Raw genomic sequence first — 13,029 nt, 5'->3', positions numbered from 1 at the left:
TGTGTTCTGACTGTGCGGGGGTGGTGCGGGGACTGTGCTGGGGTGGGACCGTTAGTTTTCGCCGCAGTGTTCGACGCGGCTACTCACCGAAGTGACAACTTTCGGGGTTTCAACTGCTGACGTCTCATCACATCGTGGTGGGTTGCAGGGCGGTTGGTGACGTATCGCTATTCGGACCGCTCGGCTCCGCTGCGGAACCCGGCCCTCCGGGCCCTTGCGCCCCACTGTCGGAACGCCGTCCGCGCAGGACGAGCACGCCTCCCGCGATGGCGAGCAGCGCACCCAGCACACCCGCACCGACCGGCAGCGTCTCGCCGAGGAGCTTCAGCCGGCTGCTGTCGTCGTCCGCGAGCTTGACCTGCGCCTTCTGGGTCTTCTCGGTGAACGCGATGCGCTTGCTGTCCAGCAGCTCCGTCGCGTCCTTGTCCGAGCCGGGCGCGCGCAGCGTCTTGCGGGGGCCGATCGCCGCGTAGATGATCCGGCCGGTGCGCTTGTCGGCGACCAGCTCGACGCCGTGGTTGGAGTACCACTCCTCGGCGAGCACGTTGCTGCGCTCGGGCTGCCCCACCAGACGTCCCGGCACGAGGCGGGTCCCGGTCTTGGCGGGCTTCACCTTGGCGGTGAAGCGGTAGCCCTCGTAGCCCTGGATCTTCTTCGTGCCCCGGAAGGTCAGCGGGACGGTCGCTCCGAGGGTGTTGTCCCACCAGACGTAGGAGCGTCGTTCCACGTCAAAGGGGAACTTGAGGTAGGCCTCGCCCTCGAAGTAGGGCTTCTCGTCGCAGCAGTGGACCGGCTTGTTCGTCTTGCGGTCGGTGACCCAGCGCTCCTGGGTGAACTGGAGCGAGTCGTGCGGGTCCGACGCGGGCAGTGACGCGTCCGGGTCGACGGACGTGACCACGTCCCAGACTGCGTGCTCGCTGTTGCTGTCGTCGACGTCGCCGCGTACCTGACGCGTGATCGTGAGGTTCTTGTTATGGACGGTCTTGATCTTCTTGGTGTCGAAATAGCTTCCTTTGCCCTCGAACACGGTGGTCGTGTCGATGTCGACGGGCGTGCGTTTCGCCCGTGGCTCGACGTACCACGCGAGCATCGGGGCCAGGACGAGCAGAAAAACGCCGAGTCCGAGCAGGATCAGCGAGAGGGGCGAGGCTGTGCGGCGCATCCGGCACTCCTGGTGGCGGGTGAGAAGTGTTACCGAGCCGTAGGGGCCGGAACGCTAGGCGGACCCTTGACGAAGTGTCAATGCGTTGATGAAACTGTGCACCAACCGGGTGGGGCCGGTGAGGGACTGTGTGCACGACATCCGCGCGACCTGGGTGGGGACGACCTCCAGCAGAGAGGCTGACCCTGACATGCACCGATTGCTCGCCGCCGGTCTGACCGTCGTAGCCGCCGCGGCACTCGCCGTGGCCGCCGCGTTCGGCGTCGTCGCGCTCCTGAACGCGACCCCGGACCAGCCCAACACCCCCCTCGTGCATTACGAGACTGCCCCGCGGGGACAGTGAGTGGCCGTGCCCGTGACCGAGAGCCAGGGGTCACTTTCCGTCCGCTCCGCCTGGCGCGACGTACCGCCCATGCAGGTGCGCCGGTTCGCCGCGCTCGCCCTGGACGAGGTGCCCGCCCTGGCCCAGGACATCCTGCGGCAGATCCGCTCCGAGTACCCCGGCCTGCCCGTCGTTCTCGACGACTCGGGCGAACCGATGGCGCTCATCGGCATACGCCGTGCCCTGGAGGGGTTCGTCCAGCAGATCGCGTCCGCCGAGGGCGGGCGCCCCTGCTACCCCCTTGAGGTCTTCCAGGAGTTCGGCCGGGGCGAGGGCCTGCACGGCCGCAGCCTCGACTCGCTGCAGGCGATCTACCGCCTCGGCGTACGGCTCGCCTGGCGCCGCCTGGCCGAGATAGGCCAGCAGATCGAGATCCCGCCACCGGCCATGTACGAGCTCGCCGAGTCGGGCTTCGAGTATCTGGACGGCCTGGTCGACCAGTCCGTCCGCGGGTACGCCGAGGCAGCGGCCCGGCAGGCGGGCGAGCGGCTGCGCCTGCAGCGCAAGCTGATGGAGCTGCTGCTCTCCGAGCGGCGCGGGGACCCCGGAGCGGCGGCACCGGCCGACTTCGGTCACGCCTCTGGTGCCTCCTCCGCCCCGGGACAGTCCGGGGCCCGAAGCGCCCGCAGCGCCCTCGACGAACGCGCCGCCCGCGTGGGCTGGCAGCTGCCCGAGCGGGTCGCCGTCGGCGTGCTCCTTCGCCCCGCGAGGGAGGCCGTGGCGCCCGCCGTCGGCCAGGGCGTCCTGCTCGACATGGAGACGGAACAGCCCCGCATGGTCGTCCCCGACCCAGACGCGGCCGGCCGCCCCGAGCTCCTGCGGCGCGCCATGGCGGGCTGGTCCGGCGCGATCGGCCCGCCCGTGCCGCTGGCCGACGCGGCGAAGTCGCTGCGCTGGGCCCAGGCCGCGGTCCGCCTGATGGAACGCGGACTGCTGCCCTCCGGCGAGGTCCTGCACTGCACCGAGCACACCGAGGCGCTGGTCCTGCTCCAGCCCGAGGAACTCATCGAGGATCTGGCCCGCCGCTGCCTGGCCCCGCTCGCGCACTGCGGTCCCGCGCACGGCCGCCGTCTTGCCGAGACCCTGCTCGCGTGGCTGGAGACGCGGGGCGGCGCACCGGAGGTCGCGGCCCGCCTGGGGGTGCACCCGCAGACGGTGCGCTACCGCCTGCGGCAGATCAGGGAGCTGTGGGGCGACGAGGTCGACGACCCGGACCGCCGCTTCGAGCTCGAACTGGTGCTTCGTGCACGGCGGTTGAGGGGAGAGCTGGGCAGGGCCGGCTGAGGCGCTCGGCCAAGGCTCCCGGAGCCGTGCTTGCGGGTAGCCTGCCGCAATGGACATAGCGGTACGCGCGCAGGCAGCACTCGGCGAGGGCCCCACCTGGGACTCCGCCGCCCAGCGGCTCATCTGGGTCGACATCCTGAACTCACGCGTCCACACGTACGACCCGTCGAGCGGGCACCGCTCGGTGCTGGCCACCGAGCAGCACGTGGGCGCCGCGAAGCCGCGCGCGGGCGGCGGTCTGGTGGTCAACCTCCGGGACGGCGTGGGCCTTTACGACTCCATGGCCGACGGGGGCGCCTTCCGTTGGCTGCACCGCGAGGTCGTGCCCGGCCGCCGCGGCAACGACGCGGCGGTCGCCCCGGACGGGGCGCTCTGGGCGGGCACGATGGCCTACGACGAGACACCGGGGGCCGCCAACCTGCTGCGCGTCACGGGGGACGGCACCGTCACCGAGGTGTTCGGCGACGTCTCCGTCAGCAACGGCATCGGCTGGAGCCCGGACGGCCGGCTCATGTACTACATCGACACCCTGACGCGCCGCATCGACGTACTGGAACCGCGCGAGGGCCAACTTCCGCCCTCCAGGCGCCCCTTGGCGGCCGTCGAGGCCGAGGCCGGCTACCCCGACGGGCTCACCGTCGACGCCGACGGCTGTATCTGGGTCGCCCTGTGGGACGGCGCCGCCATCCGCCGTTACACCCCGGCCGGCGCCCTGGACCGGGTGATCGAGCTCCCGGTGGCCCGCCCCACCGCGTGCGCGTTCGGCGGCGCGGGACTGCGCGACCTCTACATCACCACCGCCCGTACGGGACTTGAGGCGCCGCACCCCCTGTCCGGCTCGGTGCTCGTGCTGCCGGACGCGGGACAGGGCGTGGCGCAGGCGGCGTTCGCCGGGTAGGGGCCGCGCGCCCGGCGTGGAACAGGCGGTTTGCCCCAAAGGGGAAGCCGACACGGCTGGAACATTCGATTCCGCACACAACCTTCACGGCAGCGGCTTCCTCTGTTACCCGTGGCTCACTTAGCCTCCATGCCTCATGGACTACTGCCACCCGTGCCTCAGGCACCTCAACGGCGCCCTGGCCTGCCCGGGGTGCGGCACTCCGGCCGAAGCCTGCCGTGAGTACGCGGAGGCGGTCGCCGCGCAGGACGAGTCGCCGGGTTCCGAGCGCCCGTACGACGACGAGGCGCCGCGCGGCAGGAGCCGCCGCCGGGAGCGCGGGCGCCGGGCGGCGCACCGCCGAAGGCGCCGCAAGATCCTCCTGGTCACCGCGGGGCTCGCGCTCGCGGCCGGTGGCCTGAGCCTGGCCGAGCTGGGCATGGAGGGGCCATCGGACGAGCCGGCGGCGGCCTCCGCGCCGGACGCGGAGGCGAGCCGGTCCGCGTCCCGGAAGCCGACGGACCCGGACAGCGGGGCGGCCACGGGCGGCGGTGCCACGTCGGCGACGCCCTCGGCGTCGGCATCCGCGACGGGCAAGGAGTCCAAGAAGGCCAAGGACAAGGACGGCAAGGACGGCAAGGGCGACGAGGACGGCAAGGGCGGCGAGGAGACGGAGGAGGCCGGGCAGGAACCCGACTCGACCACCCCGGGCACGACCTCCGCGCCGGACGCACCGGGTTCCCCCGACGCACCGGGCACCCCAGGGACCCCACGCCCCAGCACGCCCCCGCCGAGCTCGCAGCAGCCGGACCCGACACCGGAACCGGAGCCGTCGCAGACGTGCGACCGCTTCCTGTGGTGGTGCACGTAAGGCCCGTCAGGCCGTGGCGTCCTCGCCGATCATCCTGCGCAGCAGCGCCCGCAGCGAAAGCCGTTCCTCCCTGGAGAGCTCGGCCAGCGGCTCCCGCGCGAAGTCCAGCGACTCGCGCAGGCTGCGGGCGACCTGAAGGCCCTCGTCCGTCGGCGCCGCGAGCTTCACGCGGCGGTCGGCCGGGTCGGGCCGCCGCTCGACGAGGCCGCGCGCCTCGAGGCGGTCGATGATCCCCGTGATGTTCGACGGCTCGCACTTCAGCTTCTTCGCTATGCGACGCATGGGCAGCGGTTCCAGCGAGAGCAGTCCAAGAACGCGCGCCTGCGCCCCGGTGAGGGCGTGCTTGCCCGCCGCGGCGTCGTACTCCTCGTAGTAACGCGCGACGACCGTGCCGATGAGCTCGACGACTTCGAGCGTCAGGGGGTCCGTGCGCGGGGTGCGGGAGCTGCTGGTGGCCATGGGCTCCAGGCTACCCCGATACTTGACATAGTGAAATATGTAGGAGCATGGTTGTTTCACAACCTGAAGCATTTCCACGATGTCAGCCTGTCGGCAACGGCAGTCTGAGCAGGAGGAGGACGCCCGCATGTCCGTCACCCCCGAGGCCCCCGGGTCCGCGCAGCTCCCCGCCGTCAGCCGCGAGTGGCACCTCGTGCGCCGCCCGCACGGCTGGCCGGTCCCGGAGGACTTCGCGCTGCGCGAGGCCCCCGTGACCGCCCCGGCCGACGGCCAGGTCGTGGTCCGCAACCTGCACTTCTCCGTGGACCCGTACATGCGGGGCCGGATGAACGACGTGAAGTCCTACACCCCGCCGTTCAAGCTGGACGAGCCCATGCAGGGCGGTGCGGTCGGTGAGGTCATCGCGTCGAACGCCGACGGCCTGGCCGTGGGCGACCACGTCCTGCACTTCGCGGGCTGGCGCGACTACGCGACCGTCCCGGCCAAGCACGCCGTGAAGGTGGACCCGCAGGCCGCACCGCTCTCGGCGTACCTCGGTGTGCTCGGCATGCCGGGCCTGACGGCCTACGCGGGACTCTTCGAGGTCGCCTCCTTCAAGGAGGGCGACGCGGTGTTCGTCTCCGGCGCCGCGGGCGCCGTCGGCTCCCAGGTCGGCCAGATGGCCAAGCTCAAGGGCGCATCGCGCGTCATCGGCTCGGCGGGCTCGGACGAGAAGGTGAAGCACCTCGTGGAGGAGCTCGGCTTCGACGCCGCGTTCAACTACAAGGACCCGCGTCCGGTCGTGGAGCAGCTCAAGGAGGCGGCCCCCGACGGCATCGACGTCTACTTCGACAACGTCGGCGGCGAGCACCTCGAAGCCGCCATCAGCCGCATGAACGTGCACGGCCGCGCCACCATCTGCGGCATGATCGCGGGCTACAACGACACCGAGCCGACGCCGGGCCCGCGCAACATGGCCATGATCATCGGCAAGCGCCTGCGTCTGCAGGGCATTCTCGTCGGGGACCACGAGAACCTCCAGCCGCAGTTCGTGCAGGAGGTCGGCGCCTGGATCCGCTCCGGCGAGCTCAAGTACAACGAGACGGTCGTCGAGGGCGTCGAGAACGGCGTCGAGGCCTTCCTCGGCATGCTGCGCGGCGAGAACACCGGAAAGATGGTCGTTTCCCTCGCCTGAGAGTGGTGAGCCGGTGAGGTGAGGGCGACGGGCGGCGGCCGAGCCGAGCAGGTGGCCGCCGCCCGTCGTTTTCCGTCATCCGATAAAGTAATTCCACATTGTCGCGACTGTGGGCGCGCATCGCGGAACATCTCAGGAGGAACCGGCACTTATGTCCATCCAGAAGATCGACGTCAAGTACACCGCCGTCGCCACCGCCGAGAACGGCCGTGACGGCCGCGTCGCCACCGATGACGGCAAGCTCGACGTCGTCGTCAACCCGCCGAAGGAGATGGGCGGCAGCGGCGCGGGCACCAACCCCGAGCAGCTCTTCGCCGCGGGCTACAGCGCCTGCTTCCAGGGCGCCCTCGGTGTGGTCGCCCGCAAGGAGAACGCCGACATCTCCGGCTCGACCGTGACCGCCAAGGTCGGCATAGGCCAGACCGAGGCCGGCGGCTTCGGCCTGGAGGTCGCGATCACCGCCTCCATCCCGAACGTGGACGAGGCCACCGCGCAGGCCCTGATCGAGAAGGCGCACCAGGTGTGCCCGTACTCCAGCGCCACGCGCGGCAACATCAAGGTGGAGCTCGCGGTCGCCTGATCGCTGCTTCGCGTATGTGACGGAGGGCCGCACCCCGGGCTGGGGTGCGGCCCTCCGTCACGTGACCGCGGCGGTGTGGACCGCCCGCACGAGCCGCTCCTCCTCCGGGGCCGGGCTGCCGGGGAAGGGGAAGCGGCGCCGCGTGTACCCGTAGGCGAGCCCGCTGCGCGGATCGGCGAACGCCTGCGAGCCGCCCACGCCCCGGTGCCCGATCGTCCCCGCGCCGAGGAACGGGTGCCAGGCCTCGGCGACGTTCTGGAACCCCACTCCGAACGATTTGTGGGCCCGCGCCACCAGGTCGAACCCGTTGGAATGGATCTGCCCGAACTCGGCCACGGTGTCCGGCTTCAGGAGCGGCTCCCGCCCGTCGAGTCCGCCGACCGCTGCCGCGTACATGACGGCGAGTCCGCGCGCGGAGGCGACACCGCCGACGGACGCGGGCCCCTTGGCGCGCACCACGCGGGAGTTGGGGAGCGACTCCAGGTCGGTGGGATGAGTGCCGTTGCGGTTGAAGGCGATGGAGTTCAGGGTGCCGGGCTGCGGCGGCTGCGCGTCCATGAGGGCGCGCTCCGAGGGGGAGGGGATCGCCGGCAGCACGGAGCGGAAGCGGGGCTCAAGGGCTTCCGGGAGCCCGAGGTGGAAGTCGAGGCCGAACGGGGCGCGGACCCGCTCCTCGTACACCTCCTGCAAGGTCCGCCCGGTGGCCCGGAACACGACCTCACCGGCCAGCGCCCCGACGGACAGCGCGTGATAGCCGAAGGCGGTGCCGGGACGCCAATAGGGCCGCTGGGCCGCGAGGCGGGCGGCGATGGCGCGGTCGTCGGCGATCTCCTCCGGACTGAAGCCGCTGTCGGCGCCGACGACGCCCGCGCGGTGGGAGAGAAGCTCCCGGAGCGTGCTGCCGCCCTTGCCCTCGGCCGCGAACTCCGGCCAGTAGTGCGCGACTTCGCGGTCCAGCCCCAAAGTCCCGTCCTGGACGAGCAGCGCCATGACGAGATGGGCCGCGCCCTTCGTGGAGGAGTAGACACCGAAGAGGGTGTCCCCGTCGGTATCAGGTCCCACCCACAGGTCGACGACCTGCTCCCCTCTTACGTAGGCGGAGAGCTGAGCGGCGTGATCAGGCTTCGCTCCGGACAGTGTCGCGGTGAACTCGTCCCGGACGGCTTCGTATCCCGGGGCGGTGGTGCCCTGGACCTTGATCTCATGTGTCATGCGTTCTTCCTCCCCAACCCCACCCCTTCCCGAAAACCCACTCGGCGTGGGGGCCGGATTCAGCCCCTCCGGCGTTTGAGGAGCGGGGCCCGGGGCGGAGCCCCCACGCGGCGGAGCCGCACATGTCACAGCCGGGAAGGGGTGCGATTGGGGAAAGCCCCGCAGGGACCGCCTAGCCTTGGCTCACACTCAGCAGCGCCCGCCCCACCTGCGGGAACACCCCCTTGGGGTGGTCCCGGAAGAGAGGCTCCGTGCCGAACAGGACGACCCGCGACCCCGCAGCGGCACCACTCACCACAGAAGGCTGACCCGCGGCATCCGCAGGCCCACCCGCACCGCCCTCCGCAGGACGCCAGTGCCCGGAGACCAGCGGATTCCCGGCCCCATAGGACTGATCCACCCGCACACCGCTCCCCAGCCCCTTGAACCACATGGGCGAGTAGACGAACGAATGCGACGGCGCACCCCCGGTGACAGCACCACCGGAGTTCACCACCCGCACCACTCCATTCGCATCCCCGTTCCCGGAGACCGCCTCAACGGAAAGCAGCTTCGCGTCCGCGTTCAACGAGGCTCCCTCCGCGCCACGCCCGACAAGGCCGCCGCCCCCGGCGAGGAACGAGTCGAGCCCGGCCTTCGCCCCGGCGTTCAGCTCCCCATAGGAAAGCCCGGCCGACACGAACAGCGCGTCCGCACCCGACTTCTTCCAGTCGAACCCGGCGTTGAGGACGTCCGTCGAGACGGGCACCACGTCGAAGTTCATCTCCCGCAGCGCGAACAGCTCCCCGGGAGTGACGGCCGCCGCGATCCGCGTGGGACGGACCACCGCGCCACCCTTCGTCTTCGTCGCGTCGAAGGCGACGTCGTACTTCTTCGCCGCGGCGGCCGCCGAGCCCCGCGCCGACGACGGCAGGATCACGCTGCCGTCATCGGCCCGCCGTACGGAAGTACCGCGCGCGAGCAGCCAGTTGAGCGCGGCCACCTCCCGCGCGTCGTCGAGCCGCAGCCGAAGGTCCCCGCGCGAGGCGACATGGCCGACCCGCGACGCGGAGTCCACGACACGCGTGCGCACACCGGAGAGCGAACCGCCCTGCACGGAGTCCACGGTCGCGCCCCACAGCCGCCCGAGGCTCCACCCCGAGATGTCGTACATGGCGGACACCTTGTCGCTGATGTCCCGCCCGTCGGCGAGCATCACGTTGGCGAGCCCGCGCTTGGGCTGACGCATGTCGATGACGTACGAACCCTCGGCATACGAGGTGCCACCGAGCCTGAAGTCCCGTGTGGCCCTGCGGACTTCGACGTCGTTGTCGAGCAGGTGCTCCACCAGGCGCGAGACGGCGGCCGCCGAGCGCTGACCCCGCTCGCCCTTCCCCTCGCCCTTCGACTGCTCCCGCGGGATCACGTACGCGCGCGGGAAGTCCGTCGTGTAGACGTCCTCCGGGCCGATGCCGGGCACGCCCGGCACGGTCTCCGGCGATACCTCCACCTGCGCCGCGCCCGCCGCGCCCCGCCGGAACGTCTCGATCTGGTCGGCGATCACCGAAGTGCGGTGTTCCTGCGTGTACTTGAGCGTCGCCGTCATGGCCGCGCCCGCGATGTCCACGTTGATCGCGGACCGTCGCCGCAGCTCGGGCACCGGAAGCTCGTCGTACTCGTCGTTGTTGACGGTCATCGGGAACTCGATGGTGTGCGCGGCGACCGTGCCGTGGAACGGCATGTACTGCGGGGTGAAGATCGGCGGCCAGTCGTCCCAGCCCTCCTCCTGGTCGCGGAAGGGGATGATCGCCGGCTCGACGCCGTCCTTCTCGGGGGTGTAGCCGAGGCCGTTGACCGCGGCCTCCATGCCGAGCGCGTTGGCGTAGGTGTTCTTCAGGAAGAGGTCGTACTCGTAGTTCTCGCCGTGCGGGGGAGTCGTCGGCTCGATCAGCGTGCCGTTGACGTACCCGTGCAGGTCGATCATGACCGCGGGCTGCTTGTCGATGGCGATCTGCCGCATCGCGCGCGCCTCGGGCTGCGAGGCGGTGATGAAGTCGCGGTTGAGGTCGAAGCCGTTGGCGTTGGCGCGGGTGCCCGCGATGCGGCCGTCGGGGTTGGCCGTGACGTTGAAGTAGAGGCGGTTGTGCGCCAGCAGGTCCTTCGTCTTGCCGTCCTTGGCCTTCGCGAGCTTCTCGATGAGCTTGAGGGCGGCGTCCGTGCCCTCCCACTCGTTGCCGTGGATGTTGTTGTTGATGAAGACCGGCGTCTTGTACGAGGACTTGACCGCCGGGTCCTTGGCGGCGGCCGCGGGCTCGTTCTCGATGAGGTCGCGCATCCGCTCCTGGCGGGCGGTCTCCTTGGCGGACTCGGGGGAGGTGACGGTCACCAGATACAGCTGGTGCCCGCCCGCCGAACGGCCCGCGATCTCCACGCTGACACGGTCGCCGACGCCCTGGATGTCATTCAGCTTCGGGGCGATGGAGTGGTAGGGGGCCAGACCCAGTTTTATCGACTTGTCGTCAGGGTTCGCGGGCGGCGGGGTGAGCTTCTGCTCGCGGGGATATCCGCGGTCCTTGCCGCGACCGGAGTCGAGACCGGGGGTTCCGGCTGTTCCCAGAGCCCGGTCGGCGGCGCTCTCCGGGCTTTTCGCGGCCCGTTCCGTACTGCTGAGGGGCGAACCCTCGCGGAGGATGTCGCGGCCGCCCGGACCGGGGTCGGCGGTCGCGCTGCCGGGGACGACGGTCGTGAACACAAGGGCGCCCGCCGAGGCGAGGGTGGTGAGCAGAACGGGTCTGGATGGCCGGGATATGCCCATACGTACCTCCGGGAAAGAAGTCGGTACGCGTGGTCTACCGGTTCAACCACCGCGCAACAAGAGGGCCTTCACCTCCCTTCGTCCCCACGCGTCCCGTGGACCGCGGCGCCGTGACCGGCGGATAGGCTGTGCCGCATGCGTGATCTGGGACGTGGCTTCGGCTATTTGATGAAGGGCCAGCGCTGGGTCGCCCAGCACGGCAAGCAGTACGGAGTCGGCCTGCTGCCCGGCCTGATCACCCTGCTCCTCTACGCGGCCGCGCTCGTCGCGCTCGCCCTGTGGGGAACGGACCTCGTCGGCTGGGCCACGCCCTTCGCCGACGACTGGTCCTCGCCGTGGACCGGCCTGTTCCGCGGCTTCCTCACGGGACTCCTCTTCGCGCTCGCGCTCCTCCTGTCGGTCATCACCTTCACGGCGGTGACGCTCCTGGTGGGCCAGCCCTTCTACGAGTCGCTCTCGGAGAAGGTCGACATCTCCGTCTCCGGGTTCGCCCCCGAGTCGGGCCTGCCGCTCTGGCGCGAACTGTGGATCTCCGCCCGCGACAGCCTCCGCATCGTCGCCCGCGCCCTGGTCTGGGGCATCCTGCTCTTCGCCCTCGGCTTCATCCCGGTCGTCGGCCAGACCGTCGTCCCGGTGATCGGCTTCTGCGTGACGGGCTTCTTCCTGGTCGAGGAGCTGACGGCGGTGGCCCTGCAGCGCAGGGGCGTCGAGGCCCGCGAACGGCTTGCGCTGCTGCGCGGCCGCAGGCAAATGGCGTGGGGCTTCGGCACCCCGCTCGCCGTGGCCTTCCTGGTCCCGTTCGTCGCCGTGTTCCTGATGCCGGGGGCGGTCGCCGGCGCGACCCTCATGGCGCGGGAACTGCTGGGTGAGGACAGCGGCCAGGCCCCGGACGACGACGATCCCCGGGGCGCGGCCGATCCGGCGGGCCCCGGCGGACCGCAGGCCGCTACCGGCGGGCGTTCATAGCCGTCGTCAGGATCTCCCGCACCTGCGCGATGATGTCGAGCCGGTTGCGCACGAACCCGGGATCGGTGATCGCGCCCGTGGCCGGGTCGGTGTTGCCCGCCCCGAACTGCAGGACCGGCGTGTGCACATGGCCGCCCGGCAGGCGGTCGTGCAGCCCGAGGCGGTCACGAAGCAGCGTCGCCCGGTAGGCGATCTCGTTCGACAGGTAGTTGCCGCCGCCGCCCTCACGCGCCGTCGAACCGGCGGTGGGTCCGTCGGGGCGGACCACGGGAGCACTCTGGCCCGCAGGGATCTCGGTCACCGACGTGTTGTCGTACACCGGGAAGCGGCCCGTCTCCGCGCTCACGATCTCCTTGTACGGGAGGGTCGTGGACGTCCACTGGGGCTGCGTGGCCGAGTCGGTGACCGGGACGGTCTCGGTGCGCGAGAGGTTCTCGTTGTCCGGGAAGCCGCCCCGCCAGGCCCCGTTGGTCCGCTCGATGTCGAAGCGTCCCACCCGGCCCTGGCTGATGGTGGTGAAGAGGTCGACGCGGGGGAGGTGGGCGCGCAGGGTGCTCTCGACCGTCCCCTCGGCGAAGTCGTCCCAGCGGACGGGGAAGACGGCGGTCTCCACGCGGGCTGGTCCGTCGGCGGTCTCGATGACGGCGCCGTCGAGCGCCAGGGCGGTGGCGCCCGACGGGTTGCTGATGCGGACGTCACGGTCGAGCGTGAAGGGGTCGAAGCCGGTGACGAGGATGCGCTTGAGGCGGTGGCCCGCGCGGTCCTTGTGCGGATAGCGGATGGAGTCGTGCCCGCGCGAGGCGTTCTCCAACGCCCGTATGAGCCGATCGTGCTGGGCCTCGCTCACCCCGAACCGGCTCGGCTCCCACTGCCGGAGCTCCCGCGTCATCCCGAGCCGGGCCCAGTACAGCGGCCGGTCGTCGTCCCGGCTCAGGTCCGCTGTCCCATCCGCGTCGGGGCCCCGCCCCTGCGCCCGGTCGACGGCACGCCGCCACAGCGCGTCCCCCTTCCGTGCGACGACGCGCTTGGCCTCCGCGTACGAGCGGGCGCGGTCGAGGGCGCGCGCGAACTCCGGTGCCACGGCGTCGAATCCGCTGCGGCGCAGGATCTCCTGCGGAGCCGCCCGGTCGAGGCGCTGTTCCTCGGCGGTGGCGGCCGGTGCGGTGGCCGCCGACGCGGGCACCGCGGCGAGGGAGAGCAGCAGGGTGACACCGAGCGCGGCGAGCCGCGGGGAGACGGTGGGCGTGAGTGACACGGGAGTCCTTCCG

General features: G+C 71.2%; 12 protein-coding genes. 7 read left to right on the top strand and 5 right to left on the bottom strand.

From position 1 onward, the window contains the following. Positions 1–127: 127 nt before the first annotated feature. Positions 128–1,162, bottom strand: coding sequence for a DUF3068 domain-containing protein (locus ACWD02_RS01695; RefSeq protein ID WP_451203355.1), 1,035 nt, complete (start codon positions 1,160–1,162; stop codon positions 128–130). Positions 1,163–1,352: 190 nt separating this feature from the next. Between ACWD02_RS01695 and ACWD02_RS01690 the strand changes: the two genes are divergently transcribed. From ACWD02_RS01690 to ACWD02_RS01675, 4 genes are all read left to right on the top strand, one after another. Continuing rightward, positions 1,353–1,505, top strand: coding sequence for a hypothetical protein (locus ACWD02_RS01690; protein ID WP_344521185.1), 153 nt, complete (start codon positions 1,353–1,355; stop codon positions 1,503–1,505). A 69-nt stretch (positions 1,506–1,574) separates the two neighbouring features. Next, positions 1,575–2,828, top strand: coding sequence for a PucR family transcriptional regulator (locus ACWD02_RS01685; RefSeq protein WP_451204348.1), 1,254 nt, complete (start codon positions 1,575–1,577; stop codon positions 2,826–2,828). Positions 2,829–2,877: 49 nt separating this feature from the next. Beyond that, complete coding sequence (locus ACWD02_RS01680; RefSeq protein WP_451203353.1) at positions 2,878–3,726, top strand: SMP-30/gluconolactonase/LRE family protein; 849 nt, start codon at positions 2,878–2,880, stop codon at positions 3,724–3,726. Positions 3,727–3,862: 136 nt separating this feature from the next. Beyond that, positions 3,863–4,576 carry an SCO2400 family protein gene (locus tag ACWD02_RS01675; protein WP_451203351.1) on the top strand — a complete coding sequence of 238 codons (714 nt, stop codon included), beginning with the start codon at positions 3,863–3,865 and terminating at the stop codon, positions 4,574–4,576. 6 nt (positions 4,577–4,582) lie between these two features. Here the strand turns inward: ACWD02_RS01675 and ACWD02_RS01670 are convergent, their stop codons facing one another. Further along, positions 4,583–5,035: a MarR family winged helix-turn-helix transcriptional regulator gene (locus tag ACWD02_RS01670; protein WP_451203349.1), complete on the bottom strand. Its 453-nt coding sequence runs from the start codon at positions 5,033–5,035 to the stop codon at positions 4,583–4,585. 127 nt (positions 5,036–5,162) lie between these two features. Here ACWD02_RS01670 and ACWD02_RS01665 point away from each other — a divergent pair, with 127 nt between their 5' ends. Together ACWD02_RS01665 and ACWD02_RS01660 are read left to right on the top strand one after the other, a co-directional pair. Continuing rightward, complete coding sequence (locus ACWD02_RS01665) at positions 5,163–6,209, top strand: NADP-dependent oxidoreductase (RefSeq protein WP_451203347.1); 1,047 nt, start codon at positions 5,163–5,165, stop codon at positions 6,207–6,209. Positions 6,210–6,360: 151 nt separating this feature from the next. Beyond that, positions 6,361–6,789, top strand: coding sequence for an organic hydroperoxide resistance protein (locus ACWD02_RS01660; RefSeq protein WP_451203344.1), 429 nt, complete (start codon positions 6,361–6,363; stop codon positions 6,787–6,789). 57 nt (positions 6,790–6,846) lie between these two features. Here the strand turns inward: ACWD02_RS01660 and ACWD02_RS01655 are convergent, their stop codons facing one another. Together ACWD02_RS01655 and ACWD02_RS01650 are read right to left on the bottom strand one after the other, a co-directional pair. Next, a complete protein-coding gene (locus ACWD02_RS01655; protein WP_451203341.1) occupies positions 6,847–8,001 on the bottom strand; it encodes a serine hydrolase domain-containing protein in 1,155 nt (384 codons plus the stop codon). A gap of 172 nt (positions 8,002–8,173) precedes the next feature. Further along, positions 8,174–10,795 carry a M14 family zinc carboxypeptidase gene (locus ACWD02_RS01650; protein WP_451203339.1) on the bottom strand — a complete coding sequence of 874 codons (2,622 nt, stop codon included), beginning with the start codon at positions 10,793–10,795 and terminating at the stop codon, positions 8,174–8,176. 135 nt (positions 10,796–10,930) lie between these two features. Between ACWD02_RS01650 and ACWD02_RS01645 the strand changes: the two genes are divergently transcribed. Further along, on the top strand, positions 10,931–11,761 hold the full coding sequence (locus ACWD02_RS01645) for an EI24 domain-containing protein (RefSeq protein WP_451203337.1): 831 nt from the start codon (positions 10,931–10,933) through the stop codon (positions 11,759–11,761). Here the strand turns inward: ACWD02_RS01645 and ACWD02_RS01640 are convergent. After that, entirely contained in the window at positions 11,742–13,016 is a 1,275-nt protein-coding gene (locus ACWD02_RS01640; protein WP_451203336.1) for a pyroglutamyl-peptidase I family protein, read from the bottom strand. The two genes, ACWD02_RS01645 and ACWD02_RS01640, sit on opposite strands and share 20 nt — an antisense overlap. Positions 13,017–13,029 lie beyond the last annotated feature (13 nt).

This window comes from Streptomyces sp. NPDC002853 (genome assembly GCF_053591915.1).
Note: the sequence above shows the minus strand (reverse complement) of the source record. Positions and strands in the feature narration are given on the sequence as shown.